This is a genomic window from Acidovorax sp. HDW3, from assembly GCF_011303755.1.
In the GTDB taxonomy this organism is placed as follows: Bacteria; Pseudomonadota; Gammaproteobacteria; order Burkholderiales; family Burkholderiaceae_C; genus Paenacidovorax.
In genome coordinates this window covers 820,898-847,500 of the sequence record NZ_CP049885.1, presented here as the reverse complement: position 1 = coordinate 847,500, position 26,603 = coordinate 820,898, and the positions used below count along the sequence as shown (strand labels likewise).

The window sequence follows — 26,603 nt, the reverse complement described above, 5'->3', positions numbered from 1 at the left end:
GGGTGAACACCGACACGCCCTTGGTCCAGACTACGGCACTGCGCAGCTCGGTGATCGGAGCATAGTTGGTCTTGAGCATCTTGATGACAGCATTGAGCGTATGCCCCGAATCCGCCAAGTCGTCCACCAACAGCACCCGCCCAGCGATTTCAGCCTTGGGGGTGGTAATGAAGCGCGCAATGTCCAAATGTCCCTGCACCGTGCCGGCTTCGGCACGGTACGAGCTGGTGGACATGATGGCCAGGGGCTTGTTAAAGATACGGCTCAGGATGTCACCGGGACGCAGGCCACCGCGTGCCAGACACAAGATGGTGTCGAACTCCCACCCCGACTGATGCACCTTGAGGGCCAGTTTTTCAATCAGGTTGTGGTATTCGTCATAGCTGACGTAGAGATGCTTACCGTCTTCGGTCAACATAAAAAGGAAACTCCAAAAGGGAAAACTCAACCCGCCCGGTAAGGGTGGGTCATCATGATGGTGTGATCCCGATCCGGGCTGGTCGAGATCATGGCGATTGGCACGCCTGTGACCTGGGTGATGCGCTCCAGGTAATTGCGCGCTGCCTGCGGCAGCTGTTCATACACCGTGACGCCGACAGTGGACTCCGTCCAGCCAGGCATGACTTCGTAGATGGGCTGGCAGCGGGCGATTTCATCGGCCCCCATCGGCAACAGGTCGATGCGCGCACCATCGAGCTCATAACCCACGCACAGCTGCAGTTCGGTCAAACCATCGAGCACATCAAGCTTGGTTATGCAGAGTCCCGAAAGGCCATTGACCTGGGCACTGCGCTTGAGCAAGGCAGCATCGAACCAGCCACAGCGGCGGCTGCGCCCCGTCGTGACGCCCTTCTCCGCACCAACCGTGCTCATGTGATAGCCCGGCGTACCTTCCTTTTCCCAATCAAGCTCGGTCGGGAACGGGCCACCGCCCACGCGGGTGCAATAGGCTTTGGTGATGCCAAGGATGTAGTGCAACATGCCCGGGCCGACACCCGAACCTGCGGCCGCATTACCAGCGACGCAGTTGCTCGAGGTGACATAGGGGTAAGTACCGTGATCGACGTCAAGCAAAGTGCCTTGAGCGCCTTCAAACAACAAGTTGGCGCCGGCCTGATGGGCCTCGTTGAGTTCACGCGAAACGTCGGCCATCATTGGCGCAAGCAGTTCAGCGTGGCGCATGGCTTCCTGGTACACCGGCTCAAATTGCACTGCACCATCTTGCAGGTACGGCTTGAGGGCCTCGCCAAAACTGAAGTCGCCCGAGCGCAGGAAAGTCTGCAGCACATGGTTGTGCAGCGCCAGCAGTTCACGCAATTTGGTGGCAAAACGCTCGGGGTGCTTCAAATCCTGCACGCGCAGCGCACGGCGGGCGATCTTGTCTTCGTAAGCGGGGCCAATGCCACGGCCCGTGGTACCAATTTTTTCCACCCCACCCTGCTCGCGCGCCGCCTCGCGGGCCACATCAAGGGCAACGTGGAACGGCAAGATCAACGGGCAGGCTTCAGACACACGCAGGCGCGAGCGCACTTCAACGCCGGCTTTTTCTAGGCCCTCGATTTCCTCGAACAACTTGGCCGCCGACAGCACCACGCCGTTGCCGATATAGCACTTGACGCCTGGACGCATGATGCCGCTCGGGATCAGGTGCAGCGCCGTTTTCACGCCGTTGATGACCAGCGTATGACCAGCGTTGTGTCCGCCCTGAAAGCGCACCACGCCCTGGGCGCTCTCGGTCAGCCAATCGACCAGCTTGCCCTTGCCCTCGTCACCCCACTGGGTGCCGACCACGACGACGTTGCGACCTTTGTGTGTATTCATATCCAAATCCGGTTAATTGTGTGAATCCATCGGGCATCAAAGGGCGCGCACGGCCCACTGCCCAGAAAGCTGCACCAGTTCACGGTCGCAGTCAAACTCATCGACTCCGCTTTCGTGACCTGGGAGCACGCAAACCACGGTTTCGCCCTGGTGACGCAGGGCAGCGATGGCCGCAGTCAAATCCGGCGCCTCGCTCCAGGGTGCACGAATGGCGGCACGCAGCGCACGCGGCGGCACGACGGCGACCAGCTGTTTGATATCCAGGCTGAAACCGGCTGCCGGCCGGTTGCGACCAAACACAGCACCCACCTCGTCATATCGACCGCCACGCACCAGGGCATCGCTTGCACCCGAGGTGTAAATGCCAAAGCGCATACCGCTGTAGTAGGCATAACCGCGCAGATCAGCCAGGTCGAACGTGACTGCCACGCCCTCTAGCCGCTGGGCCACAATACGCAAATTTGATAGCACCTCACGCACGCCAGCTATGCCCTGCAAGGCTTTTTCAGCTTCATCAAGCACCTGGATATCGCCATACAAGGACAGCAGCGCCTGCAAGCCGGTACGCGCGTGAACGGGGAAATTGCGTGTGAGTTGCGCCAGTTCGCTCGCGTCCTTGGCGGCCAGGGCCATATGCACTGCGCGCAGCACCTGGGCATCGACCATCACGCCAGCGAGCAGACTGCGCACGATGCGCACGTCGGCCAAATCGACGCTGACCGCGCCGAGTTGCGCGACGCGCAAGCAGTCAAGGGCCAAACGCAGGGCCTCCAGGTCGGCCTCCATACCGGAGTGGCCGTAAATTTCAGCGCCAAACTGCAGCGGTTCGCGGGTGGCATAAGGTCGATCGGGCCGGGTATGCAGCACCGGGCCGCAATAGCACAGGCGCGTGACGGCCTGGCGATTGAGCAGGTGGGCGTCGATGCGCGCCACCTGCTGCGTGGTATCGGCACGCAGGCCCAGGGTACGGCCCGAGAGTTGATCGACCAACTGGAAGGTTTGCAGATCCAGCGCCTCGCCCGAGCCGGTGAGCAGGGATTCAAGATGCTCCAGCAGCGGCGGCATGACCAATTCATAGCCATAGCCACGTGCGGTATCGAGCAGCCCGCGACGCAATTCTTCGATGTGCCGGGCCTCGGAAGGCAAAACATCGGCAATGTGATCCGGCAGGACCCAGGCAGACATGGCAGGAGGTAAGGCTGTTAAAAACGCGATTCTACCGGCATGGCCCTGGAGTCCCCTCCAAGACCACCCACAACGGGACGGCAAGCCCTGGCTTCAGAGCCACAGCAGCAACAAAAGGCCCGCGCCGATGCTGCACAAGGCAAAGAAGCGAATTTGCCCATCGCGCAGCTGCGCCACCTGCGTCCACATGCGCCGCCACAGCCCAGGGGCTGCAAAGGGCAAAAGGCCCTCAAAAATCAGCAACAAGGCGCAAGCGGCCCACCAACTGTCACTCACCGAGCCACCACTTACTTGGCAGCGCCGCTGCTGCGCATGGCCTTGAAGAACTCAGAAGATGCGGGGTCGAGCACCATCACGTCGCTCTTCTTGCCAAAGCTGGCCTTGTAAGCATCGAGGCTGCGGTAGAACTGGGCGAACTGCGGATCGCGGCCAAAGGCCTCAGCGTAGATATGCGCTGCTTCTGCATCGCCCTCGCCCTTGATTTTTTGCGCATCGCGGTAGGCATTGGCAACCGTGATCTCACGCTGGCGATCGGCATCGGCACGGATTTTTTCGCCCTCGGCGGCGCCGGTCGAACGCAGCTCGTTGGCCACGCGCTTGCGCTCGGCTTCCATGCGACGGTAGACGGATTCCGTAATGGCCTCGACGTAATCGACGCGGGTGATGCGCACGTCCACCACGTCCACGCCCCAGGGCTTGGCACCGCGCACGGCTTCGAGCACTTCTTTCTTCACATCGGCCATCAGCGCCTCACGCTTGGTAGAGAGCAGCTCACGCACCGTGCGGCGGTTGATCTCCTCCTGGAAGGCGTTGCGCACCACGCGGTTGAGCTGCAGCGCGCCGGCGTTTTCGTCCATGCCAACGTTGCGGATGTACTCGCTGGGCTCGGAAATACGCCAACGCACATACCAGTCAATGACCACGCGCTGCTTTTCTGCCGTCAGCATGGGTTCGGTATCAGAGCTGTCGAGCGTCAGCAAGCGCTTGTCGATGTAGGTGACGTTTTGCAGCGGCGGCGGCAGCTTGAAGTTGAGCCCGGGCTCGGTAATCACTTCCTTGATCTGCCCCAGGGCGTAGACCACGCCAAACTGGCGCTGATCGACCACGAACAGCATGGAGCTGGCCAATGCCAGCAGCAGCACGATGCTGGAAACAAAAAAACCAATACGGTTCACGGGCATCTCCTAGCGCGGCTCGCGCTCACGCGAGCGGCTGTTGTCACGGGCGCGGGCATCATTGCCCAACGCTGGGAGGGTGGGGGCCGCAGCGGGCGCAGCGGCGCCTTGGTTTTCCACCAAGGCGGGCTGCTGGGCCACGTTTTGCATGATCTTGTCCAGCGGCAGGTACAGCAGGTTCGAGCCTTGGCGCGCATCGACCAGCACCTTGGTGACGCTGCTGTACATCTGCTGCATGGCATCGAGGTACATGCGGTCGCGCGTCACCTGCGGCGCCTTCTGATACTCCGCCAACACAGAGGAAAAGCGCTGCGCATCACCCTGGGCCTGGGCCACGATACGGGCCTTGTACGCGGCAGCCTCTTCCGTCAGGCGTGAGGCCGTACCCGTAGCGCGCGGCACCACGTCGTTGGCGTAGGCCTGGGCTTCGTTCTTGGCGCGCTCGCGCTCCTGGCCTGCCTTGAGCACATCGTCGAATGCGGACTGCACCTGCTCAGGCGGGCGCACGCCGCCTTGTTGCAGATTAATACCAACGACTTCGACACCAATTTTGTAGCGATCGAGAATGGTCTGCATCAGCTGGCGTACGCGCGGCGCAATCTGGTCGCGCTCCTCCGCCAGGGCCGTGTCCATCTTCATTTTGCCGACAACCTCGCGCACCGCCGTTTCGGCCGCCTGTACCACGGCGTCGGCCGGGTTCTTGCTCTCGAACAGCCAAGCGCGTGCGTCGTTCAGACGGTATTGCACGGCGAACTTGATTTCGACGATGTTCTCATCCTCGGTCAACATCGCCGAATCGCGCAGGCCGGTGCTCTTGATGACGCTGTCGCGCCCGACGTCAGCCGAGCGGATCTGCGTCACGAACACCAATTCATGGCGCTGGATCGGGTACGGCAGACGCCAGTTGATGCCGGCACCCACCGTGCTCTTGTATTTGCCGAATTGGGTAATGACCGCCTGCTGGCCTTCCTGCACGATGAAAATGCCGGTACCCATCCAAATGAAAAACGCCACGCCGGCAATCAACCCCAGGCCAAGGCCGGCGTTCTTCATGTCGGGTTGAAAACCGTTGCCGGCCGGCCCCCGGGGGCCGCCATTGCCGCCACCACCGAACAGGCCCGAAAGCTTGCGGTTAAGGTCACGCCAAAGCTCATCCAAATCGGGCGGCTGCGCCCCCGGCCCCGGGTTGTTGCGCTGCCCCTGCGGCGGGCGCTCCTCCTGGCGCCCATCGTCGTTGGGCTTGTCATCCCCCCGGCCCCAGCGTGGGTCGTTGAGGTTGAACATCCCCCGAATACGCTGCGGCAGCATTGCCCAACGCGGGGCGCGAATTGGAAAAATCATGCAATGTCTCAGTGAGGTTGGATGCGAGCGAAGCGGGCATTGTGCCCAATCAAGCGGTTTCTCCTGGCAAATCAAGAATATCCCCAGAGGACATTTCTTGACCGCGTGCAGCCAGCACGGCCGCTGCCAATTGCTGGCGCAAAGCCGCCAAGCCTTCACCCGAGCGTGCGCTCAGGGATATGCGGGGCAGCAGGCGAGCGTCGAGCTCATACGTACCCTGCAACTGCGGCGGGCGCTGCTCGGGCGCCAGGGCGTCGAGCTTGTTGAACACCAGCCACTGCGGGATGTCGGCGGCGTCGATTTCCGCCAGCACGCGCTGCACCTGGGCAATTTGCTCCGGAAAATGCGGATTCGCACCATCGACCACGTGCAGCAGCAAATCGGCATCCACCGCCTCCTGCAAGGTGGCCTGAAAGGCATCGACCAAGCCGTGTGGCAGGTCGCGGATGAAGCCAACAGTGTCGGAGAGCGAAACCGAACAGCCCGCATCGGCCAGGTACAGCTGGCGCGTCGTGGTATCCAAAGTGGCAAACAACTGGTCGGCAGCGTAAGCACGCGCCTTCACCAGGGCATTGAACAGCGTCGATTTGCCAGCGTTGGTATAGCCCACCAGCGAGATGTTGAATGTGTCACGGCGCTCACGCTGGCGGCGCTGGGTGTTGCGCTGGCGCTTGACCTTCTGCAGCCGCTCCTTGGTGCGCTTGATGGCTTCACCGATCATGCGCTTGTCGAGCTCGATCTGCGTCTCGCCCGGGCCGCCGCGCTGGCCGATACCGCCCTGCTGACGCTCCAAGTGCGTCCAGCGGCGCACCAGACGCGTGCTCAGGTACTGCAGGCGCGCGAGTTCCACCTGCAGCTTGCCTTCGTGGCTGCGCGCGCGCTGGGCAAAAATCTCCAGAATGAGCAGCGTACGGTCGTACACCGGCACTTCCAGGTGGCGCTCCAGATTGCGCTGCTGCGCCGGGCTCAGCGCTTGGTCGAACAATACCTCGGCAGCGCCGTGCATCTGCACCAGCAGACGGATTTCATCGGCCTTGCCGCTGCCGACGAAGAGCGCTGCATCGGGCGCCTTGCGCTTGCACACCAGGCGCGCCACCGGCTGCAAGCCTGCGGTTTGCGCCAGCAGGCCGAGCTCTTCGAGTTCGGCATCGAAATGGGGCAGACCAAAGTCCACGCCCACCAGCACCACGGCGGCGCTTTGGCGTTGCGTTGCGTGATCAGAGCCCACACAAGCCCTTTCCGGGGCTGAACACCCCACCACAGCGGGGAGTCATGGCGTGCACCAAACTCAGGCGCCGCTGGTTTCGGTGTCCGCCGTATCGGCCGTGGAGAAATTCACGGCGCGGCCCGGGACGATGGTGGAGATGGCGTGCTTGTAGACCATTTGCGTCACGGTGTTGCGCAGCAGCACGACGTATTGGTCGAAAGACTCGATCTGGCCCTGCAGCTTGATGCCGTTGACCAGATAAATGGACACCGGCACATGCTCGCGGCGCAGCGCGTTGAGGAACGGGTCTTGGAGAAGTTGGCCTTTATTGCTCACGATATGCTCCGTGTTCAAACGTGTTGTTGTAATCTTCCACCTTACCACAGCCCACACCTTGTGCGCTGCAGCAAGGGCATTGAATGCGCATCACTCTTTGTCGGCAAACGGGTTGTGCGAGGTTTTCAGTTCGATGCGCAGCGGCGTACCGACGAGGTTGAATTCCTTGCGGAAACGCCCCTCCAGGAAGCGCTTGTACGCATCGGTGACCAACTCCAGCGAATTGCCGTGGATCACGATCAGCGGCGGGTTCATGCCGCCTTGGTGGGCGTAGCGCATCTTCGGGCGGTAGCCGCCCACACGCTTGGGCGTCTGGAATTGGATGGATTCGAGCAGCAGGCGCGTGAGCACCGGCGTCGGCATCTTGCAGGTCGCCGCCTTGTGCGCGGCAATGATGGACGTCCACAGCGGCCCCAGACCCTGGCGTTTTTGCGCCGAAATGAAGTGGATGTTGGCAAACTTGAGAAAGGACAGCCGCGTCTCGATGGAGCGCTCAAGCATCTGGCGCTGGTACTCATCGACCGCGTCCCACTTGTTCACCGCCAGCACCACGGCGCGGCCACTCTCCAAGATGTAGCCCGCAATGTGCGCATCCTGATCCGTCACGCCCTGCGTGGCATCGAGCAGCAGCAGCACGACGTTGGCCGATTCGATGGCCTGCAGCGTCTTGACGACGGAGAACTTCTCAATCGCCTCGAACACCTTGCCTTTGCGGCGCAGTCCTGCCGTATCGACGAGCTCGAATTTCTGCCCCTGGCGCTCGAACGGCACGCTGATGGCATCGCGCGTCGTGCCCGGCATATCAAACGCCACCAGGCGCTCCTCGCCCAGCCAGGTGTTGATGAGCGTGGATTTGCCGACGTTCGGCCGCCCGGCGACGGCGAGCTTGATCGGCCCCTGGCCCTGCTGCTCTGCTTCGTCGTCCTCGGGTTCGGGCAGATTCAGGGGTTCCAGCGCTTTTTCGACCAGGCCGCGCACGCCCTGGCCGTGGGCGGCCGAGACGGGATAGACCTCGCCCAGGCCCAGCTCGTAGAACTCCGACAGCTGCACGCCCGACTGCATCCCCTCGGCCTTGTTCGCCACCAGCAGACAGGGCTTGCCCAGGCGGCGCAGGTAGTTGGCAATGTCGTGATCCTGCGCCGACAGGCCGGCGCGCACATCGACGACGAAGACCACGACATCGGACTCAGCCACCGCCTGGCGCGTCTGCTTGGCCATCTCGCGGAAGATGCCGCTACCGGCGTCGGGCTCGAAGCCGCCGGTGTCGATAACGATGTATTCGAGCTTGCCTTGGCGGCCATTGCCGTAATGGCGGTCGCGCGTCAGGCCGGCGAAATCGGCCACGATGGCGTCGCGCGACTTGGTCAGGCGGTTGAACAGCGTCGATTTACCGACATTGGGGCGCCCCACAAGGGCAATCACGGGTTTCATCTGAAAAATACTACCTCATCAATCCGGTCGGAAGCCATACACCGCGCCCTTGCGCGTGACGACCACCAGCGTCTCTCCCGCCTGCACCGGCGTGGCGGCAATGCCCGAGCCATCGGTGGCAAAGCGGTTCAGCGGCTGGCCATCCTGCGCCGAGAGCAGGTGCACCCAGCCGGCATCATCACCCACCACCACCGAACGCCCCAGCAGCAGCGGCGCCGTCAGCTTGCGGTACTGCAGCTGGTTGTAGCTCCAGGTGCGGCTGCCGTCGTTGCGGCGCCAAGCCTGCACCAGGCCGTTGCTTTCGGTGCCAAACAGCTGCTGCTCGTCACCGGCAACACCGGTGGCGCCGCTGGCCTTGTCGCTCCAGACGGTGTTGCCCTGGCCCAGGTGGACACAGCCCACTCCGGCCTGGAAAGCGCGCGCGCACAGGCTGTTGCCCACACGGCTGACGGGCTCGACCAGCTCCACCAGGCGCTCGACGTCGTTCGTGCCGCGCGAGGTGGCGATCAGGCTCTCCCAGCGCACCGTGCCGTTGTCGGGGTTGATGCCCACCAGGCGCCCGGAAACGCCGGTGACCAGGGTGTCGCCCACCGCCGTCAGCAGCCCGGATTCGCGCAGCACCAGGGGCTCGCCCTGGCGTTGCTGGCGCCACAGGCGCTGGCCACTGGCGGCGTCATAGGCTGCCAGAGTGCGGTCGGCCGTGAGCACGAACACGCGCGCACCGGCCACCAGCGGCGCGGTGTAGGACTGCGCCGTCAGCGGCTGGCGCCAGGCTTCGCGTCCCTGATCGAGCACGATCAATTCGTTGTTGGCCGAGACCACCGCCGCATGGCGGCCATCGCTGCCAATGCCAGCCGTCAGCGGCGTGCCCAGCTGAGTGCGCCACACATCGGCACCCGTGCGGGCATCGAGCGCCGCCACCGTGCCGCTGGCCGAGGCCAGGGTCAGCTGCGTGCCCTGCACATGCACCTGCAGCGGCAAGCCGCCCACGGCACCTATCGGGTTGCTCCAGGCCTGGCGCACGGCGAGCACCGGCTCCATGGGGCCGAGCTGCAAGGGCTGGGGCTTGCTCGAACCACCCCACAAGGAGCAGCCCGACAAGGTCAGCGAGCCCACCAGGGCCAGCGCCAGAAGCGGACGCAGGGGGCGCAGATGGCGGCGGGCGCTCATTGCGCACCCCCTGCAGCGGCAGGGCTGGCCTGTGCCGGCTGCACGCCCAGGGCGTTGAGCTTGGCTTCGACCAGGCGGCGGTACTGCAGGCCGTCCTCAAAGCCCTTGAAGGCTTTTTCGTAGGCGGCGATGGCTTCGGCTTTTTTGTCCTGCAGGGCATAGATGTCGCCCTTGCGGTCGGCAACGGCGGCGTCGAACTCGGGCGGGAAGTTGCCACCGAGCTGCTTGAGCGCTTCGTCGTAATTTTTTTGTTCCACCAGCAGGCTCGCCAGGCGCAGGCGTGCCAGGGCCTGGTGGCCGGCATCGGCGGCTTTCTCGGCCACCCAGGTGAGTGCAGCCTTGGCCTCATCGGTCTTGCCTTCGGCCAGCAGTTCCTTGCCGGCCATCAAACCCGCCAGGCCGGCCTGCGCCGTACCGGCGTAGCCGGTTTGCAAATCGTTCAGCGCCTGCTGCAGCCGCGCACCATCGTGCGCCGTAGCCGCTGCATCGACGGCGTCGAGCAGTGCCGTGGCCTGCACGGCCTGGCGCTTTTGCCAGTATTGATAGCCATTCCAAGCCGCCAGGCTGCCAAAGACCAGCAGCAGCACGGCGCTGATCAGGTTGCCCCAGGCGTTCCAAAAATGCTTGAGCTGGTCGAGTTGCTCTTGTTCTTCAAGATCGAGATGTTGTGCCATGGAGGTTCAGGAAAGTTAGGCGTTCGATTGTAGGGTGGGCGCCCATTGCGCCACCTCGGCCAGGCGGCGTTCGCATTGCGCGCCACTGCCGTCGCGCAGGGCTTTGACGGTGACCTCGCCACGCGCCAGCTCGTCGCCGCCAAAGATGAGCGCATGGCGCGCACCGCTGGCGTCGGCTTTCTTGAACTGTGATTTCATGCTGCCCATGCCCTGCTCGGTGGCGGCGTGCATCTGCACGCGCAGGCCGGCTTCGCGCAGCACGGTCAGGGTTTGGAGCACCTGCGGCATGGCGGCGGCGTCGGGCACGATGGCGTAGGCATCGAGCGGCGCCTGCGCAATCTCGGTGCCCAGCTCTTTGACGAGTTCAAGCACGCGCTCCACGCCCAGCGCCCAGCCCACGGCCGGGGCGCTCTTGCCGCCGATCTGCTCGATCAACCCGTCGTAGCGGCCGCCGGCGCAGATCGTGCCCTGCGCGCCCAGCAGGTCGGTGACGAACTCGAACACCGTGAGGTTGTAGTAGTCCAGGCCGCGCACCAGGCGCGGGTTCACCGTCCAGGGCACGCCGTTGGCGTCCAGGATGGCTTTCAGCCCGTCGAAGTGCGCCAGCGACGCCGCGCCCAGGTAGTCGAGCAGCCGGGGCGCGCCGTTGACCATCTCCTGCATGGCCGGGTTTTTGGTGTCGAGCACGCGCAGCGGGTTGCTGTAGAGGCGGCGCTTGGCCTCCTCGTCCATCACGTCCTGGTGCTGCTCCAGGTAGGCAATCAGCGCGGCACGGTGCGCGGCGCGCTCCTCGCTCTGGCCCAGGCTGTTGATCTCCAGGCGCCACTGCGTGAGGCCCAGGCGCTTCCACAGCGCCACGGCCAGCAAGATGAGCTCGGCGTCCACGTCCGGCCCGGCAAAGCCCAGCGCCTCGGCACCAATCTGGTGGAACTGGCGGTAGCGGCCGCGCTGCGGGCGCTCGTGGCGGAACATGGGGCCCATGTACCACATGCGCTTGCCGCCGTCGTACAGCAGGTTGTGCTCGACGGTGGCGCGCACCAGGCTGGCCGTGCCCTCGGGGCGCAGGGTCAGGCGCTCGCCGTTGAGCTTGTCCTCGAACGAGTACATCTCTTTCTCGACGATGTCGGTCACCTCGCCGATGCCGCGCACGAACAGCTGCGTGTGCTCGACGATGGGCGTGCGCACGTTGCGGTAGGCAAAGCCGTCCATCAGCGCGCGCACCTGCGCCTCCAGCCACTGCCAGCGCTCGGATTCGCCCGGCAGGATGTCGTTCATGCCTTTGACGGCGCTCAGTTTGTCGTTCTTTGCCATATAAAAAAGTGAGCTGCTCGCGCTTGCCAGATAAGGGTTTGAGGGTTATTTATTGCTCAAACCCGCGCCAGACAAGCGCGAGCAGCTATGGTTTTTGATAATTGGAATCTGACCCCAATAAGCCCCAATAAGCATTCAGGGTTGGCGCGGGCCATAGCGGCGCTGCACATAGCCCTCCACCAGGGCCTGGAATTCCTGCGCAATGCCTTCGCCGCGCAGGGTCAGGGCTTTTTCGCCGTCGATGAACACGGGCGCGGCGGGCGCTTCGCCCGTGCCGGGCAGGCTGATGCCGATGTCGGCGTGGCGGCTCTCGCCGGGGCCGTTGACGATGCAGCCCATCACCGCCACCTTCATGCCCTCCACGCCGGGGTATTGCTGGCGCCAGATGGGCATTTGCGCGCGCAGGAAGTCGTCGATCTGCTTGGCCAGCTCCTGGAAGGTGGTGCTGGTGGTGCGGCCACACCCAGGGCAAGCGGTGACGCTGGGCACAAATGCACGCAGACCCAGGGCTTGCAAAATCTCAGCAGCGACCACCACCTCTTGCGTGCGGGCCTCGCCCGGCTGGGGCGTGAGGGAGACGCGAATCGTCTCGCCAATGCCCTCTTGCAACAGCACCGACAGCGCCGCGCTCGACGCCACCGTGCCCTTGGTGCCCATGCCGGCCTCGGTCAGGCCCAGGTGCAGGGCGTAGTCGCAGCGGCGCGCCAGCTCGCGGTACACCGCGATCAAATCCTGTACGCCGCTGACCTTGCACGACAGGAGGATGTTGTCGCCATTGAGCCCCAGCGCCTGCGCCTGGCGGGCCGAGTCCAGGGCGGAGGTAATCAAAGCCTCGTACATCACCTGGCGGGCGTCCCAGGGCTGGGCGCGGCGGCTGTTGGCGTCCATCAGCTCGGCCAGCAGCGCCTGGTCCAGGCTGCCCCAGTTGACGCCGATGCGCACCGCCTTGTCCCAGCGCATTGCCGCCTCGATCATCTGCGCGAACTGCTTGTCTTTTTTGTCGCCCTTGCCCACGTTGCCAGGGTTGATGCGGTACTTGGACAGGGCCTGGGCGCAGTCGGGAAAATCGGTCAGCAGACGGTGGCCGTTGTAGTGAAAGTCACCCACCAGCGGCGTGGCAACGCCCATGCGGTCGAGCTGCTCGCGGATATAGGGCACGGCAGCCGCCGCCTCGGGCGTGTTGACCGTGATGCGCACAAACTCCGAGCCCGCCAGCGCCAGCTCCTTGACCTGGATGGCCGTGCCAATCGCATCCACGGTGTCGGTGTTGGTCATGGACTGGATGCGCACGGGTGCGCCGCCGCCGACGGTGACGACGTTGTCGCCCCAGGCAATGCGCGCCTGGCGCGTGCGCCGCTGTGCCGGCAGGGCCAGGGCGATGGGCCGGGCCGACTCGAAACTCTTGTCTTGCACTTACTTCACCTCAAAACGCGCCACGTTCTCGCGCGCCACTGCAGTCAAATCAAAGGGCGCGCCGCGCACCAGCACCTCGGTGGCACTGGCCTTGCCAATCACCACGGCCAGCGGCGGTTTGCCGCCAGCCTGCGCCGTCTGGCCGGCCTTGAGCACGCGCTCAAAAACCACGCTACCGCCCGCATCGCGCACCTGTACCCAGGATTCGGCACTGGCCTTGAATTCGAGCAGGCTGCCCGTAGCGGCACCAGCGCCGCCATCGGCCCCAGGCGCAGGTACGGCGGCAGCTGCAGCCACGGGGAGCGTTGCTGCAGCTGGTGCAGATGCAGGTGCCTGGACTGGGATGGGTTCGACCGCCTCGACCGCTTGCTCTTGCACGTCCGGGGCCTGCGCCGCCAACGGTGCACTCTCGCTGGCCTGGCTGGGTACGCCGGTTTTCGACAGCTCGACCTCCAACATACCCGTGGGCAAAAAGTACACCAGCGCCGCCGCGATCAGCAGGGCCAGCACCGCCAGACTGGCGCCGCGTGGCACGACCGGCAGGCTCCAGGGCAGCAGGCGCTTGTCCTGTGGGTCTTTGAAGGTGGCGTTGATGCCGTCCGCATCGCTCACCAGGCGCGGCGCCTGTCCCTGCGGCAGCCCCTGAAGCACCGGCGCGGCGTCGATCTTGAGCACCCGGCACACACTCGAAGCGAGCGCACGTGCAAACACGGCGTCGGGCAAGGCGGTGAAATCATCGGCTTCGAGCGCTTGCAGCTTGCCCACCGGGACTTTCAAGGCGCTGGCCAGCACCGACACATCCATGCCGGCAGCCTCGCGTGCCTGGCGCAAAAGTGTGCCCGCCGTTACCACCAGGGCATCAGTCATTGAAAGCTTCCCGGGTGTAGGCGCCAAATTCCTTGGATTCAGGGAAGCGCTTGTGCAGCTGCTCGCCCAACTGGCGCATGGCGACCTCGTTGTGCAGCGCCCGCTCGATCTTGATGCCCAGCCACAGCGATTGGGCATTGGCCAGTTCGCTGTTGTTCAGGCGCCGGATGTAGAACTGCGCACGTTCGAGATCCCCCTGGCGCTGAAGAAGAATGGCCAGGTTGTACGCGACCACCGGATTGGCAGGATCGAGTTCATAGGATTTGAGCAGGTTTTGCAGCGCCGTCTCACTGCGCCCGGAGGCGTCCTGGCACAGCCCCAGCGCCATGTAAGTGCGGCTGCGCGCAGCGTAGTTGCGCACCGCCAGGGCACGCTCGAACTGTTCTTGCGCCGGGGTAAATTTCTTTTGCTGACACAGCAGCCAGCCATAGTTGTGCGCCACATCGGGGTCGTTCGGGCGCAAGGCCATGGCGCGGCGGAAGCTATCTTCAGCCAGCCCCGGATCGTCCATGCGCATGAAGATCAGGCCACGCAGGTTGTAGGCGTCGGCGTAATTGGGCTCGATCGCCAGGGCCTGCTTGAGCTCGTTGAGCGCCACTTCCAGCTGGCCACGCTCCAGGTAGTTAGCTGCCAGCTCCAGGCGGATGCGAGCGCGGCGGTGCACCTCGGTTTCTTCCGTATCGCTGACGCTGCTGATGCTGCCCATGTCCTGCCCCTGGGCCCCTGGCTGCGTGGCACAGCCCGTCAAACCCGACAGTGCCACCCACACCAGGCCGGCCGCACCCAGCGCCCGGGATTGGCGCCACCACGCGCCCATAACCGTCTCCATCATGCACAGCCTCCTTGAGTGATCGTTTTAGGTCGATTGAATTCAGATCGGATTGATGTTGATCGTGCGCCGCTTGGCCATGCGTTCGGCAGCGCGGGTGCGGTCTTGCACATCACCGGCGAGCTGACCGCAAGCAGCATCGATGTCGTCACCGCGCGTCTTGCGCACCGTGGTGACGATGCCGGCGTCGCTCAGCAGCTGGGCAAAACGCTGCACCTGGGCTTGCGGCGAACGCAGCAGCCCCGAGGCCGGAAAGGGGTTGAACGGAATCAGGTTGAGCTTGCACCAAGCCTTGCCATTGCCGTGGCTGCGCACCAGGTCGATGAGCTGCTGCGCATGTTCGGCCTGGTCGTTGACGCCATCCAACATGCAGTATTCGAAAGTGACGAAATCACGCGGCGCGTGCTCCAGGTAGCGCACGCAGGTTTGCAGCAGCTCGGCCAGAGGATATTTGCGGTTCAGAGGCACCAGGTGCTCGCGCAGCACGTCGTTGGGCGCGTGCAGCGACACCGCCAGCGCCACCGGACAGTCTTGTGCCAGGCGCTCCATCATCGGTACCACACCCGAGGTGGAGACAGTCACGCGCCGGCGCGACAGGCCGTAGCCATGGTCGTCGAGCATGGTCTTGAGCGCGGGCACCAGGGCGTTGTAATTCTGCAGCGGCTCGCCCATGCCCATCATGACGACGTTGGAGATCACGCGCTCGCTCGTGCCCAGGCGCTGGCGCAGGTGGTGCTCGGCAAACCACAGCTGGGCGATGATCTCGCCCGTCGTCAGGTTGCGGCTGAAACCCTGGTGGCCGGTGGAGCAGAAGCGGCAGCCAACGGCGCAACCCGCTTGCGAGGAAACGCACAGCGTGCCTCTATCGTCCTCGGGAATGAACACGGCCTCGACGGCATTGCCGCCGCCGACGTCGAACAGCCACTTGATGGTGCCGTCGCGCGAAGCCTGCTCGGTCGCCACCGTCAGGCCGCTGATATGGGCGTGTTTTTTGAGTTTTTCGCGCAGCGATTTGGCCAGATCCGTCATCTGGTCAAAATCCTGGGCGCCACGCTGGTGAATCCAGCGAAACAGCTGCGTGGCACGAAAGCGCTTCTCCCCGAGCTGCTCGCAATACGCAGCCAAGCCATCGAGGTCAAAGTCCAGAAGATTCGTTGTCGTCATGCCCACAGCCTGCCTTGACGCCAGGCCCTGGCGGGCCCGGCGGGTCCTGAAATTAACGCGAGTAGATGTTCAGACCAGGGAAGAAGAACGCCACTTCGACGGCGGCGGTTTCAGCGGCGTCCGAGCCGTGCACGGCGTTGGCGTCGATGCTGTCGGCAAAGTCGGCGCGGATGGTGCCGGCTTCGGCCTTCTTCGGGTCGGTAGCGCCCATCAGTTCACGGTTCTTCAGGATGGCGTTCTCGCCTTCGAGCGCCTGGATCATGACGGGGCCGGAGATCATGAAGTCCACCAGGTCCTTGAAGAAGGGGCGCTCTTTGTGCACGGCGTAGAACTGCTCGGCTTCCAGGCGCGACAGGTGTGCCATGCGGGCAGCAACCACCTTCAGGCCGGCGGCTTCAAAGCGGGCGTAGATTTGGCCGATGACGTTCTTGGCGACGGCGTCGGGCTTGATGATGGAGAGGGTGCGTTCGATAGCCATTTGGTTTTTCCTTGGGAAAGTTGCAGTATTTTTTGTCGTCAGACAAAACCTTTAATTCTAGCGGTTGGGTATTTCAGCCCTGTGAGGCGGGCATAAAAAACACGTATTACCGCCCACTGCGGCCCGCACGCTTGGCGGCCTGGCGCTGGTTCAGGCGCTGGCGCTGCAGGCTGTCGGCGCCGATGTAGCCGACCGAGGTTTTCATGGGATCGGGCTGGCCGCCGCCTTGCGCATTGCCCGCAGGGCGGCGCGGCGGCGCAGGCTTGCGCGGTGCCGGTGCACGCCGGCCGCCACGCCCGGGGGCAGGCGCCTGCGGCGCACGCACGGGCGGCTCCATGCCGGCGGCGTCCATCAGCGAGCGGATGTCCTGCTCGTCAAGCTCCATCCAGGCGCCACGCTTCAAGCCGCGCGGCAGCAGCATGGCGCCGTAGCGGATACGGATCAAGCGGCTGACGGCGTGACCCACGGCCTCGAACAGGCGGCGCACTTCGCGGTTGCGGCCCTCGGAAATGGTGACCCGGTACCAGCGGTTGGCGCCCTCGCCGCCGCCATCGTCGATCGAACCAAACGATGCCGGCCCGTCTTCGAGCTGCACGCCGTCGAGCAAGCGCTGGCGCTCTTCATCGCTCAAGGCGCCCAGCACGCGCACGGCGTATTCGCGCTGCAGGCCAAAGCGCGGGTGCATGAGCTTGTTGGCCAAATCACCGGAGCTGGTGAACAGCAGCAGACCTTCGGTATTCAAGTCCAGGCGCCCGACCGACTGCCACTTGCCCTGCACCAGGCGCGGCAGCTTGCGAAACACCGTCGGGCGGTTTTGCGGATCGTCGTGCGTCACCACTTCGCCCGTGGGCTTGTGGTACGCAATGACGCGCAGCGGCGGCGGCTCGATACGAAAGCGGATCGGCTTGCCGTTGACCTTGACCTGGTCACCAAACTGCACGCGCTGGCCAACGTGCGCCGGTTCGTTGTTCACCGAAATGCGCCCCTCCAGAATCATCTGCTCCATTTCCAGGCGCGAGCCCAGGCCGGCCTGCGCCAGCACCTTGTGCAGCTTGGGGGTTTCTGGCTGCGGCAAAAGCACGCGCTTGGGCGCGGGCAGATCGGTGCGCTCTTCATCGGCGTCGAGCACGCCGCTGACGACGTCGGCAAAAGCGTAGCCCTCGGCCGCAGGCGCTGCTGCACGCGGCTTGCGCGTGGGACGTGCCAGGGGAGCGGGGACGGCCTCAGGGGCGGCGGAATCGGGGGGCAGGGTATCGTTCATGGTGTAGTGGCTGCCCCCGTAACGGGGGCTTGCCCCTCGGTCAGGGGTTCAACAAGGGCGGTAAAAAGATCGGCAGGCGGAGCGCCCTCCTCGGGCTGGCCCAGCACCTGCAGCACGTGGGCCTGGCTGCGCGGGTCTTCCAGCATGGGCAGCTGGTTGAGCGATTGCAGGCCCAGGTCGTCCAGAAACTGGCGCGTGGTGGCAAACAAGGCCGGACGGCCCACGGTTTCACGGTGGCCTATGACCTCGACCCAGCCCCGGTCTTCGAGCTGTTTCAGGATCAGGCTGTTGACCGTGACGCCGCGAATGTCCTCGATATCGCCGCGCGTCACCGGCTGGCGGTAGGCAATGATGGCCAGCGTCTCCAGCGCCGCCCGGGTGTAGCGCGGTGGCTTTTCCGGGTGCAGGCGATCGAGGTACTCGCGCATCTGCGGACGGCTTTGAAAACGCCAGCCCGAAGCCACGCACACCAGCTCCACACCTTTGAGCGCCCAGTCCTGCTGCAATTCCTGCAGCAGGCTTTTGACGCTGTCGGCGCCCAGCTCATCGGCAAACAGCAAGCGCAAATCACGCAAGCCCACCGGCTGCTGGGCACAAATCAAAGCGGTCTCAAGGACCCGTTTGGCATCCACCGAGTTCATGGTTCAGCGGTTTTAGTAGGAGAAGCGAACGCCAGCGCACAAGAGAAACCCACACAGGGGACAAAAACTGCGCTGCGCTACGAGCCGGCGGGCAAAGGCAGGGGCCCGGGCATCAAGGACAAACCGGCCAATGGGCCGTCAGCCGAAATTGTAGCGCAGCCCCCATTGCCCCATGGCTTGCAGCATATCTGCCGGCAGCGGCACCTCGAATGCCAGCGCCCGGCCATCGACCGGATGGGCAAACGCCAGGCGGTAGGCGTGCAGGGCCTGGCGCTGCATTCCAGCTGCCGGCGTGCCGCCGTACAGCACGTCGGCCAGCAAGGGATGACCAATGGCGGCCATGTGCACCCGAATCTGGTGCGTGCGCCCCGTGTGCAGTTTGCAATGCACCAGGCAACCCTGCTCGTTGCCGGCCCACAGCTGCATGTCGGTGCGCGCGCTCTTGCCGGCGTGGTGCGCCAAATCGACCACCGCCATGCGCAGGCGGTTGCGTGGATCGCGCCCGACCGGGGCCTGCACGCTGCGCTCGGGCACGCCCTGCCAGGCGCGGTGCGCCAGCGCCAGGTACTGGCGGCTGACCTCGCGTGCGGCGATCAGACGCACCAGAGCGTCCATGGTGCTGCGCTCGCGCGCCACCACCATCAGGCCGCTGGTATCTTTGTCGAGTCGGTGCACGATGCCAGCGCGCGGCAGCAGCTGCGCCGACGGATCACGCGCCAGCAGGCCATTGAGCAAGGTGCCGCTCCAATTGCCTGGCGCCGGGTGCACCACCAGGCCGGCGGGCTTGTACAGCACCAGCAGGTGCGCATCCTCGTACACCACATCCAGCGCCATGGCCTCGGGCTTGAAGGCCTGGCTTTGCTGCGTTGGGCGGATTTCGATCTGCAGCAAATCGCCGGCCTTGACCTTGTGCGCCGGCTTGAGGCCAACCACCCCCGCCACCTGCACCAGCCCCTGGGCCTGCAGCTGCTGCAGATAACTGCGCGAAAGCTCGGGCACCAGTTCGGCCAGGGCCTTGTCCAGACGCAGGCCATGCTGGGCCGGCGTGACCGCCACCTGGCGCAGCTCGGACGGCGCCCCATCCCAGGCGGCGTCCTCCCCCTCTTCCAGGTGCAGCTCGCTGTGCGAACCGGTCATCAACGCGCCGGCAGGTAGCGCGAGGGATCGACCGGCTTGCCCTGGCGGCGGATCTCAAAGTGCAGCTTGACGCGATCGGCGTCGGTACTGCCCATTTCGGCAATTTTCTGCCCCTTGCGCACGCTCTGGTCTTCCTTGACCAGCAGCGTCTGGTTGTGCGCGTAAGCGGTCAGGTAGGTATTGTTGTGCTTGAGGATGACGAGATTGCCGTAACCGCGCAGCCCGGCACCGGCGTAAACCACGCGCCCATCGGCCGCAGCAAGCACGGGGTCGCCCACCTTGCCGCCAATGTCGTAGCCCTTGTTGCGCGCCTCATCAAACCCCGCCAGCAAACTGCCCGACGCCGGCCAGACAAAGGCCACGCCATCTTCCGTGCTGGCCGCTGCAGGTGCTGGCACAGGTGCAGGCACAGGAGCAGCAGCGCCAGCCGCCGGCGCCACGGCCGGAGAGCCCACCGGGCGCGTGACCACGCCCGTATCGCCACCCACCACCGCTGGTGGCACGGGTGCCGCCGCCACGGCAGCGCCCGGCGATACCACGCGCAGCACCTGGCCGACTTCGATCAGGTTCGGGTTTTCAAGATTGTTCCAGCGCGCAATGTCTTTCCACGACTGGCCGTTCTCCAAACCAATGCGAATCAGCGTATCGCCAGGCTTGACGCTGTAGTAGCCGGGCTTGCCGGCGTTTTCCGCCCCGGGCAGCAGCTTAGGCGCATCCACCACCTGGCCTGGGCTGGCGCTAACGCCCCCCACGGCCGTACCACGATCTTCCACCGGAGCCCGGTTGAGCGAGGTGCCGCAACCGACCAACAGCAACGCTGCCGCCAATGCGATCGAACTCCCCAGCCACCCAGCACGCGAAACCAACATAAACAATCCCTTCAGGCAACCCCCGATTTTAGGGGGACAAAATGAACCGCTTCGAGCAGGCGCTCCTGAAACCCATGCTCGGTTTTATCCACCACCAACAAGGCCTGCTGTCCCCGGCTGTCGGCCATGGGGGCCACCAAACGCCCGCCCACCGCCAGCTGCTGGTACCACGCTGGTGGCACGGCCTCGCCACCGGCGGCAGCAATGATGCCGGCGTAGGGTGCGCCCTGGGCATAGCCCCCCATGCCATCACCAAAAATCAGGTGCACGTTGGCCAGGCGCAGTGGCCGCAGGTTGGCGCGGGCGCGCTCGTGCAAGCCGCGCAGCCGCTCCATGGAATACACCTCGCGCGCCACGCGCGCGAGCACGGCAGCCTGGTAACCACAACCGGTGCCGATCTCCAGCACCCGCCCCAACCCAGCTACAGCGACGGGCGCGCCCAATAACAACTGCACCATGCGCGCCACCACGCTGGGCTTGGAGATGGTCTGGCCCAGGCCGATGGGCAGGCTGGTGTCCTCGTATGCCTGGTTGACCAGGGCCGTATCGACAAACCGATGGCGCTCCACGTCCTGCATGGCTTGCAGCACCGGCAGCGCCTGAATGCCCGCCGCCGCCAGGCGCTGCACCATGCGCGCGCGCACGGCGGCAGAATCGAGCCCCACGCCCTGGGGTCGGGGCGCTGGCGCCAGCGGCACAGCCGCCGGTGCACGCGCCGTACCGGGTTGCAGCGGCGGCAGACGGGCTGGAAAACCCGGGCGACGCGGCTGCTGCATCAACCCTCCAGCGCCGCGCCGCTGGCCAAGCGCGCCGCTGTTTGGGCCCAGTAGGCCAGGTGGTCGTGATCGGTCAGATCGACCTGCAGCGGCGTCACCGCCACATGGCCCTGCGCCGTGGCATAAAAATCCGTACCCTCGGCAGCGTCCTTGGCAGCGCCGGCGCCACCGATCCAGTACATGGTCTCGCCGCGCGGGCTTTGCTGCGTAATCACCTGCTGCGCCGCATGACGCCGCCCCAGGCGGCAGAGCTTGAGCGGGCGCAACGCTGCGTAGGGCATGTTGGGAATGTTCACATTGAGCAACCAGGGGGCTGCTCCCACCAGCTGCTGCGCCAGCATCTGCTGCACCAGATCGCGCGCCTTGAGCGCAGCCGATTCCAGTTCGCCCCAGCCCTTGTCCACTTGCGAAAAGGCAATCGCCGGGACGCCAAACAAATACCCTTCCATAGCCGCACCCACCGTGCCTGAATACAAGGTGTCGTCGCCCATGTTGGCGCCGTTATTGATGCCCGAAACCACCAGATCAGGCCGGTAGCCCAGCAGCCCCGTGAGGGCGATGTGCACGCAATCGGCCGGCGTGCCATTGATGTAGCGAAAGCCATTGGCCGCGCGCTGCACATACAGCGGAGCATTGAGCGTCAAGGCATTGGACTTGGCACTGTTGTTGTGCTCGGGGGCGACGACTTCAACGTCGGCCACCGTGCGCAGCGCCTCGTACAGCGCCACGATGCCCGGAGCCTGGTAACCGTCGTCGTTGGAAATGAGAATTTTCATAGGGTCACATCGCAGTGCGCCCGATTGTAGGGTGGGCGTTCACAGCACACCGAAAGCGTGCCACCGACGCAACAACCCAAGAGCCACGGCCACAGCGGGCCGCTTCTTCTGTCACACTCGCAGCCGTCCAACGCTACCGCTTGGCATGGCCCATGGCAGAACGCACCACCTCCGATATCGCGCGCGAAACCCTCAAACAGCTGGCCCTGCGCCGACTCGCGCCCACGCCCGAGCATTACCAGGCGGTATATGCCGAAATCGCCGGCGTGCCCGCTGCCAGCCTGGGTTTTCCCGAAGGCCAGCTGCGCGCCATCATGCGCGTGCTGCCAGCACAAACTCCCCCGCAGATCCGCCTGCTCGAACAATTCGGCGCCGCCGTGCACCGCCAGGACTGGACGGCGCTGCAAAGCGTGCTCGTCGGCTACGCCAACCTCGGCCTGCAAGCCGCCGGCACGGCCCTGCCACCGCCCGAGCCAGCCCCCCTGCAAGTCCTGCCCAACGACCTGGCCGAACAAATCGCCCGCCTGCTCGACAGTCTGCGCACCATCCTGAGCGAAGACGACGCCCGCGTGCACGACATGGCGCTGGAGATCACGCAGCTGCTGCGCACCAACCACCCACCCAGCTCCACCCTGACGCTGCTGCTGGCCAACTTCAGCTACCGCCTGTCGTTCTCGGCCGAAGAGCTACAGGCCATCCGCCTCGGGCTGCTGACCTTGCTGCACCTGGTGTTCGAGAACATCTCCGCCCTGAGCCCGAACGACGACTGGCTGCGCGGCCAGGCCGAGGCGCTGATGGCCGCAGCCACCCCGCCGCTGAGCCTGCGCCGCCTCGACGACGTGCAGCGGCGCCTCAAAGACGTCATCTTCAAACAAACCGAAGCCCGCGCCCGCTCGAACGAAGCGCAGGAACAAATGAAGGAGCTGCTCGCCACCTTCATCGAACGCCTGACCAGCATTTGTTCCACCAGCGACCAGTTCCACCTCACACTCGAACGCTGCGCCGACCAAATCGGCCAGGCCAGCCGGCTCGAAGACATCACCCCGGTGCTGCAAGAGGTGATGAACGCCACCCGCGCCATGGCGCTCGACAGCCGCATCGCACACGAAGAGCTGCAAACCCTGCGTGAGCGCGCGGAAGAAAAACGCGCCGAAATCTCACGCCTGCAAGAAGAACTCGACCAGGCCAGCGCCCTGGCGCGCCACGACCCCCTGACCGGCGCCCTCAACCGCAAGGGCCTGGACGAAGCCATGGAGCGCGAAATCGCCCGCGCGCGCCGCCTGGGCTCACCGCTGTGCGTGGCGCTGCTCGACATTGACAACTTCAAGGCCCTCAACGACCGCCTGGGCCACGCCAGCGGCGACGCCGCGCTGCAACACCTGACCGAGGTCACGCGCTCCGTCATGCGCCCGCAGGACATGCTGGCGCGCTACGGCGGCGAAGAATTCGTGCTCGTGCTGCCCGACACCACCCAGGCCCAGGGCGTGCAGGCCATGCAGCGCCTGCAGCGCGAGCTGACGACGCGGTTTTTCCTGCAAAACAACGAAAAGCTGCTCATCACCTTCAGCGCCGGCGTGGCCGAGCTGGGCCCAACCGAAAGCAGCACCGACGCCATCCGCCGCGCCGACCAAGGCATGTACCTGGCCAAGCGCGCCGGCAAAAACCGCGTCGTGCCGGCATGAACGCCGCGCGGCGCGCGTGGCTGCAGCGCGCCGCCCTGGCCGCTTGCGCCATGCAACTGCCGCGCTGGGCCTGGGCCAACCCCCAGCCCTGGCAGCAAGACCCCTTTGCCCTGGGCGTGGCCAGCGGCGAGCCCGGCGCCCACAGCCTGGTGCTGTGGACGCGCCTGGCCAGCGCCCCGCCACAGCTGCCAGCGCAGACCGTGCACTGGGAGCTGGCGCACGACGCGCAGTTTCGCCGCCCGGTGCAACGCGGCCAGGCGCTGGCCGCACCCGAATGGGGCCACAGCGTACACGTGCAGCTGCAGGGCCTGCAGCCGGGGCGCTGGTACTTCTACCGCTTTCACTGCGGCGGCGCCACCAGCGCCACCGGGCGCACGCGCACCGCGCCGGCTGCGGGCGAGCTGCCAGCGCAGCTGCGCCTGGTGTTCGCCTCCTGCCAGCGCTGGGAGCACGGGCAATACGCCGCCTGGTGGCACGCGGCGCAAGACGCCCCCGACCTGGTGCTGTTCCTGGGCGACTACATCTACGAATACGCCAGCCCGCGCGAGCGCAGCACCCTGGCGCGCAGCCACGACCTGCCGCTGGCACGCACCCTGCAGGACTACCGTGACCGCTACGCCCTGTACAAAAGCGACCCGCTGCTGCAGGCCGCGCACGCCGCCTGCCCCTGGGCCGTGACCTGGGACGACCACGAGGTCGAGAACGACTGGGCCGGCAGCGCCGGCCCCGACGGCGCCCAGGCTTTTGCGCCCCAGCGCGCTGCCGCCTTCCAGGCGTACTACGAGCACATGCCCCTGTCCGCCACGGCCTGGCTGCAAGGCGGCCTGCAGCTGTACCGCAGCCTCGATTGGGGCCAGCTGGCGCGCATCCACCTGCTCGACGACCGCCAGTACCGCGACTGGCAAGCCTGCCGCCAGCCCGGCCGCAGCGGCGCCGCCAGCGTACGCGCCAGCGATTGCCCGAGCCTGCACGACCGGGCGCGCACCCTGCTCGGCCCGGCGCAAGAGCAGTGGCTGGCGGCGCAGCTGGCACAGGCGCCGGCGCGCTGGAGCGTGCTGGCGCAGCAAACCCTGTTCTCGCCACGCCACTACCCCTCGGGCCTGCAAAGCACCGACAACTGGGACGGCTACCCGGCAGCGCGCACGCGCCTGCTCGCCAGCTTGCAACAGCACCCGCAGCGCAACACCGTGTTCCTGGGCGGCGACATCCACCAGAACTACGTCTGCCAGGTGCACGCCAAGGCCGAACAGCCCGACTCCGCCCTGCTGGCGAGCGAGTTCTGCAGCACCTCGATCAGCTCGCGCAGCGGCACGGCGCAGGAGAAGGTGGACGCCATCGCCCGCCACAACCCGCATGTGCTGCTCGCGCGCTGCGAGGAGCGCGGCTACGGTCTGGCCGAAATCACGCCGCAGACCTGGCGCACCACGCTGCGCGCCGTGGCCAACCCGCTCGACGCCCGCAGCCCGGCCTACACCCTGGCGCAGTTCGTCGTCACCGACGGCCACCCCGGGCCGGTGCGCGCCTAAGACAACACTGAACCGCACCTGCAGGGCCTTTTCCTTGAGGCAAAATACGCCCCCCGCGCAATACCAATGCGCGCTAGCAGCTATCAATTTATGAGCAAACCAAGCTCCCCCGGCGCCACCAGCGCTACCAGCGCCCCCGCCAACACCACCGCGCGCGCTGGGTTTACCTCTGGCTTTGGCGTCCTCGCCGCCACCCTGGGCTCGGCCGTGGGCCTGGGCAATATCTGGAAGTTTCCCTCCCTCACCGGCGCCAACGGCGGCGCGGGCTTTTTGCTGGTGTACCTGCTGGCCACGCTGCTCATCGGCCTGCCGCTGATGATTGCCGAGATCAGCATAGGCCGCCAGGCCAAGGCCAACCCCATTACCGCGCTGCGCCAGCTCAGCCCCGGCGGCGCGCCCTGGTGGCTCATTGGCGCCGGGGGCATGGTGGCGGCGTTTTTGATCCTGTCGTTCTACTCCGAGGTCGTGGCCTGGGTGTTTGCCTACGTCGCCAAGGCGCTCTCGGGCCGCCTGCTTTCGAGCGACCCGGCGAGCACGCAAGCCGCCTTCAGCGCCCTGGTGGCCGACCCGGTGCAGTCGCTGCTGTGGCAGTGGCTGGTGCTGGCCTTCATTGCCGCCATCCTGCTCATGGGGGTGACCAAGGGTATCGAGGCGATGACGAAAAAGCTCATGCCGCTGCTGTTTTTGCTCCTGCTGCTGCTGTGCGGCTACAGCCTGACGCTGCCGGGCACGGGGGCGGCGCTGCGCTTTCTGTTCGAGCCCGAGTGGCACAAGATCACGCCCGCCGTGGTGCTCACCGCCATGGGGCTGGCGTTCTTCAAGCTCTCCATCGGCATGGGCACGATGATGACCTACGGCAGCTACTTCACGCCAGAGCAAAACATCCCGGCCACGGCCACGCGGGTGATGCTGGCCGACCTGTCGGTGTCGCTGCTCGCGGGCATGGCGATTTTTCCGGCGGTGTTCAGCTTTGGCTTTGCGCCCTCGGCCGGGCCGTCGCTGGTGTTCATCACCATCCCCGCCGTGTTTGCGCAAATGCCCGGCGGGCAGGTGCTGCTGGCAGCGTTCTTCATCCTCACGGCGATTGCCGCCACCGGCGCCATGCTCTCCATCATGGAGGTGCCGGTGGTCATCCTGCACGAGCGCTGGGGCCTGCGCCGCAGCCACGCCACCATCGCCACGCTGGTGATTTTGGTGCTGCTGGGCGCGGGCAGCGCCCTGAGCGGCAGCACGCTGGCACAGTTCACGCCCGGCGGGCGCACGGTGTTCGACTGGGCAGACTACGTCTCGTCGAACCTGCTCATGCCCGTGGGCGGCATCGGCCTGGCGCTGTGCGTGGGCTGGGCCTGGGGGCACGAGGGCTTTGCCCGGGCGCTGTCCAACCAGGGCCAGCTGCGCAACGGCGCCCTGGCCGGGGTGCTGTTCGTGCTGCTGCGCTGGGTGACGCCGGCGCTCATCCTGGTGGTGATGCTCAAGGGACTTTAAAAAAAATTGGGGTCAGATTCCAATTTCCCTCAGGAAATTGGAATCTGA

26 protein-coding genes (1 of these 26 cut by a window edge) are annotated in these 26,603 nt (G+C 65.4%); 3 read left to right on the top strand and 23 right to left on the bottom strand.

Annotated features, from left to right (window positions below; translation table 11 throughout):
• The 23 genes from G7045_RS03780 to surE form a co-directional block, all read right to left on the bottom strand.
• Positions 1 to 418, bottom strand: the 5' portion of a protein-coding gene (locus tag G7045_RS03780) for a phosphoribosyltransferase (protein WP_166157542.1). 107 nt of this gene lie to the left of the window's left edge; 418 of the gene's 525 nt are visible here — the first part of the coding sequence; it begins with the start codon at positions 416 to 418; its stop codon lies off the left edge, out of view.
• Positions 419 to 444: 26 nt separating this feature from the next.
• The gene (locus G7045_RS03775; protein ID WP_166157539.1) at positions 445 to 1,821 is read right to left on the bottom strand and encodes an adenylosuccinate synthase; all 1,377 of its coding nucleotides are present in this window, start codon (positions 1,819 to 1,821) and stop codon (positions 445 to 447) included.
• A gap of 36 nt (positions 1,822 to 1,857) precedes the next feature.
• Positions 1,858 to 3,006 (bottom strand): ATP phosphoribosyltransferase regulatory subunit, encoded by a 1,149-nt coding sequence (locus G7045_RS03770; protein WP_166157536.1) that lies wholly within the window; start codon positions 3,004 to 3,006, stop codon positions 1,858 to 1,860.
• A gap of 93 nt (positions 3,007 to 3,099) precedes the next feature.
• A complete protein-coding gene (locus G7045_RS03765; RefSeq protein WP_166157533.1) occupies positions 3,100 to 3,282 on the bottom strand; it encodes a DUF2065 family protein in 183 nt (60 codons plus the stop codon).
• An 11-nt stretch (positions 3,283 to 3,293) separates the two neighbouring features.
• Positions 3,294 to 4,181, bottom strand: coding sequence for a protease modulator HflC (gene hflC, locus G7045_RS03760; RefSeq protein ID WP_166157530.1), 888 nt, complete (start codon positions 4,179 to 4,181; stop codon positions 3,294 to 3,296).
• A 9-nt stretch (positions 4,182 to 4,190) separates the two neighbouring features.
• Positions 4,191 to 5,522 carry an FtsH protease activity modulator HflK gene (gene hflK / locus G7045_RS03755; RefSeq protein WP_166157527.1) on the bottom strand — a complete coding sequence of 444 codons (1,332 nt, stop codon included), beginning with the start codon at positions 5,520 to 5,522 and terminating at the stop codon, positions 4,191 to 4,193.
• Positions 5,523 to 5,571: 49 nt separating this feature from the next.
• Positions 5,572 to 6,750 carry a GTPase HflX gene (hflX, locus tag G7045_RS03750; protein ID WP_240919266.1) on the bottom strand — a complete coding sequence of 393 codons (1,179 nt, stop codon included), beginning with the start codon at positions 6,748 to 6,750 and terminating at the stop codon, positions 5,572 to 5,574.
• A 60-nt stretch (positions 6,751 to 6,810) separates the two neighbouring features.
• On the bottom strand, positions 6,811 to 7,065 hold the full coding sequence (hfq, locus tag G7045_RS03745) for an RNA chaperone Hfq (RefSeq protein ID WP_240919265.1): 255 nt from the start codon (positions 7,063 to 7,065) through the stop codon (positions 6,811 to 6,813).
• 90 nt (positions 7,066 to 7,155) lie between these two features.
• On the bottom strand, positions 7,156 to 8,496 hold the full coding sequence (gene der, locus G7045_RS03740; protein WP_166157521.1) for a ribosome biogenesis GTPase Der: 1,341 nt from the start codon (positions 8,494 to 8,496) through the stop codon (positions 7,156 to 7,158).
• An 18-nt stretch (positions 8,497 to 8,514) separates the two neighbouring features.
• Positions 8,515 to 9,666: an outer membrane protein assembly factor BamB gene (bamB, locus tag G7045_RS03735; RefSeq protein ID WP_166157518.1), complete on the bottom strand. Its 1,152-nt coding sequence runs from the start codon at positions 9,664 to 9,666 to the stop codon at positions 8,515 to 8,517.
• Positions 9,663 to 10,340, bottom strand: a complete 678-nt coding sequence (locus G7045_RS03730; RefSeq protein WP_166157515.1) for a tetratricopeptide repeat protein — start codon at positions 10,338 to 10,340, stop codon at positions 9,663 to 9,665. Before G7045_RS03730 ends, bamB begins: the two co-directional genes overlap by 4 nt.
• Positions 10,341 to 10,355: 15 nt before the next feature.
• Positions 10,356 to 11,651, bottom strand: a complete 1,296-nt coding sequence (gene hisS, locus G7045_RS03725) for a histidine--tRNA ligase (protein WP_166157512.1) — start codon at positions 11,649 to 11,651, stop codon at positions 10,356 to 10,358.
• Positions 11,652 to 11,786: 135 nt separating this feature from the next.
• Positions 11,787 to 13,064 carry a flavodoxin-dependent (E)-4-hydroxy-3-methylbut-2-enyl-diphosphate synthase gene (ispG, locus tag G7045_RS03720; protein ID WP_166157509.1) on the bottom strand — a complete coding sequence of 426 codons (1,278 nt, stop codon included), beginning with the start codon at positions 13,062 to 13,064 and terminating at the stop codon, positions 11,787 to 11,789.
• Positions 13,065 to 13,931, bottom strand: a complete 867-nt coding sequence (locus tag G7045_RS03715; protein WP_166157506.1) for a RodZ domain-containing protein — start codon at positions 13,929 to 13,931, stop codon at positions 13,065 to 13,067.
• Positions 13,924 to 14,760 carry a type IV pilus biogenesis/stability protein PilW gene (gene pilW, locus G7045_RS03710; RefSeq protein WP_166160340.1) on the bottom strand — a complete coding sequence of 279 codons (837 nt, stop codon included), beginning with the start codon at positions 14,758 to 14,760 and terminating at the stop codon, positions 13,924 to 13,926. Before pilW ends, G7045_RS03715 begins: the two co-directional genes overlap by 8 nt.
• Before the next feature lie 42 nt (positions 14,761 to 14,802).
• Positions 14,803 to 15,924 carry a 23S rRNA (adenine(2503)-C(2))-methyltransferase RlmN gene (gene rlmN / locus G7045_RS03705; protein WP_166157503.1) on the bottom strand — a complete coding sequence of 374 codons (1,122 nt, stop codon included), beginning with the start codon at positions 15,922 to 15,924 and terminating at the stop codon, positions 14,803 to 14,805.
• 52 nt (positions 15,925 to 15,976) lie between these two features.
• On the bottom strand, positions 15,977 to 16,402 hold the full coding sequence (gene ndk, locus G7045_RS03700) for a nucleoside-diphosphate kinase (protein ID WP_166157500.1): 426 nt from the start codon (positions 16,400 to 16,402) through the stop codon (positions 15,977 to 15,979).
• Between the two features lie 106 nt (positions 16,403 to 16,508).
• Positions 16,509 to 17,663, bottom strand: a complete 1,155-nt coding sequence (locus tag G7045_RS03695; RefSeq protein ID WP_166157497.1) for a pseudouridine synthase — start codon at positions 17,661 to 17,663, stop codon at positions 16,509 to 16,511.
• Positions 17,660 to 18,304, bottom strand: coding sequence for an SMC-Scp complex subunit ScpB (scpB, locus tag G7045_RS03690; RefSeq protein WP_166157494.1), 645 nt, complete (start codon positions 18,302 to 18,304; stop codon positions 17,660 to 17,662). The genes G7045_RS03695 and scpB overlap by 4 nt, the downstream gene beginning before the upstream one ends.
• A 138-nt stretch (positions 18,305 to 18,442) precedes the next feature.
• Positions 18,443 to 19,441, bottom strand: coding sequence for an RluA family pseudouridine synthase (locus G7045_RS03685; protein ID WP_166157491.1), 999 nt, complete (start codon positions 19,439 to 19,441; stop codon positions 18,443 to 18,445).
• Positions 19,441 to 20,310: a peptidoglycan DD-metalloendopeptidase family protein gene (locus tag G7045_RS03680; RefSeq protein ID WP_166157489.1), complete on the bottom strand. Its 870-nt coding sequence runs from the start codon at positions 20,308 to 20,310 to the stop codon at positions 19,441 to 19,443. The genes G7045_RS03685 and G7045_RS03680 overlap by 1 nt, the downstream gene beginning before the upstream one ends.
• Before the next feature lie 11 nt (positions 20,311 to 20,321).
• Positions 20,322 to 21,086, bottom strand: coding sequence for a protein-L-isoaspartate(D-aspartate) O-methyltransferase (locus G7045_RS03675; RefSeq protein WP_166157486.1), 765 nt, complete (start codon positions 21,084 to 21,086; stop codon positions 20,322 to 20,324).
• Positions 21,086 to 21,862 carry a 5'/3'-nucleotidase SurE gene (gene surE / locus G7045_RS03670; RefSeq protein WP_166157483.1) on the bottom strand — a complete coding sequence of 259 codons (777 nt, stop codon included), beginning with the start codon at positions 21,860 to 21,862 and terminating at the stop codon, positions 21,086 to 21,088. Before surE ends, G7045_RS03675 begins: the two co-directional genes overlap by 1 nt.
• A 152-nt stretch (positions 21,863 to 22,014) precedes the next feature.
• Between surE and G7045_RS03665 the strand changes: the two genes are divergently transcribed.
• The 3 genes from G7045_RS03665 to G7045_RS03655 all read left to right on the top strand — a co-directional run bounded on the left by G7045_RS03665 (position 22,015) and on the right by G7045_RS03655 (position 26,555).
• The gene (locus G7045_RS03665) at positions 22,015 to 23,544 is read left to right on the top strand and encodes a GGDEF domain-containing protein (RefSeq protein ID WP_166157480.1); all 1,530 of its coding nucleotides are present in this window, start codon (positions 22,015 to 22,017) and stop codon (positions 23,542 to 23,544) included.
• Entirely contained in the window at positions 23,541 to 25,070 is a 1,530-nt protein-coding gene (locus G7045_RS03660) for an alkaline phosphatase (RefSeq protein WP_166157477.1), read from the top strand. Before G7045_RS03665 ends, G7045_RS03660 begins: the two co-directional genes overlap by 4 nt.
• A 90-nt stretch (positions 25,071 to 25,160) precedes the next feature.
• Complete coding sequence (locus G7045_RS03655) at positions 25,161 to 26,555, top strand: sodium-dependent transporter (protein ID WP_166157474.1); 1,395 nt, start codon at positions 25,161 to 25,163, stop codon at positions 26,553 to 26,555.
• The last annotated feature ends 48 nt before the right edge of the window (positions 26,556 to 26,603 follow it).

Bases quoted from the DNA above. Each gene is read 5' to 3' on its own strand.
- pilW (WP_166160340.1), bottom strand. From the start codon at position 14,760: ATGGAGACGGTTATGGGCGCGTGGTGGCGCCAATCCCGGGCGCTGGGT.
- bamB (WP_166157518.1), bottom strand. From the start codon at position 9,666: ATGAGCGCCCGCCGCCATCTGCGCCCCCTGCGTCCGCTTCTGGCGCTG.
- G7045_RS03775 (WP_166157539.1), bottom strand. From the start codon at position 1,821: ATGAATACACACAAAGGTCGCAACGTCGTCGTGGTCGGCACCCAGTGG.
- rlmN (WP_166157503.1), bottom strand. From the start codon at position 15,924: ATGACGACAACGAATCTTCTGGACTTTGACCTCGATGGCTTGGCTGCG.
- G7045_RS03730 (WP_166157515.1), bottom strand. From the start codon at position 10,340: ATGGCACAACATCTCGATCTTGAAGAACAAGAGCAACTCGACCAGCTC.
- G7045_RS03685 (WP_166157491.1), bottom strand. From the start codon at position 19,441: ATGACCGGTTCGCACAGCGAGCTGCACCTGGAAGAGGGGGAGGACGCC.
- scpB (WP_166157494.1), bottom strand. From the start codon at position 18,304: ATGAACTCGGTGGATGCCAAACGGGTCCTTGAGACCGCTTTGATTTGT.
- G7045_RS03695 (WP_166157497.1), bottom strand. From the start codon at position 17,663: ATGAACGATACCCTGCCCCCCGATTCCGCCGCCCCTGAGGCCGTCCCC.
- G7045_RS03665 (WP_166157480.1), top strand. From the start codon at position 22,015: ATGGCAGAACGCACCACCTCCGATATCGCGCGCGAAACCCTCAAACAG.
- ndk (WP_166157500.1), bottom strand. From the start codon at position 16,402: ATGGCTATCGAACGCACCCTCTCCATCATCAAGCCCGACGCCGTCGCC.
- G7045_RS03675 (WP_166157486.1), bottom strand. From the start codon at position 21,086: ATGCAGCAGCCGCGTCGCCCGGGTTTTCCAGCCCGTCTGCCGCCGCTG.
- hflK (WP_166157527.1), bottom strand. From the start codon at position 5,522: ATGATTTTTCCAATTCGCGCCCCGCGTTGGGCAATGCTGCCGCAGCGT.
- G7045_RS03715 (WP_166157506.1), bottom strand. From the start codon at position 13,931: ATGACTGATGCCCTGGTGGTAACGGCGGGCACACTTTTGCGCCAGGCA.
- G7045_RS03680 (WP_166157489.1), bottom strand. From the start codon at position 20,310: ATGTTGGTTTCGCGTGCTGGGTGGCTGGGGAGTTCGATCGCATTGGCG.
- G7045_RS03660 (WP_166157477.1), top strand. From the start codon at position 23,541: ATGAACGCCGCGCGGCGCGCGTGGCTGCAGCGCGCCGCCCTGGCCGCT.
- G7045_RS03770 (WP_166157536.1), bottom strand. From the start codon at position 3,006: ATGTCTGCCTGGGTCCTGCCGGATCACATTGCCGATGTTTTGCCTTCC.
- der (WP_166157521.1), bottom strand. From the start codon at position 8,496: ATGAAACCCGTGATTGCCCTTGTGGGGCGCCCCAATGTCGGTAAATCG.
- surE (WP_166157483.1), bottom strand. From the start codon at position 21,862: ATGAAAATTCTCATTTCCAACGACGACGGTTACCAGGCTCCGGGCATC.
- G7045_RS03655 (WP_166157474.1), top strand. From the start codon at position 25,161: ATGAGCAAACCAAGCTCCCCCGGCGCCACCAGCGCTACCAGCGCCCCC.
- hisS (WP_166157512.1), bottom strand. From the start codon at position 11,651: ATGGCAAAGAACGACAAACTGAGCGCCGTCAAAGGCATGAACGACATC.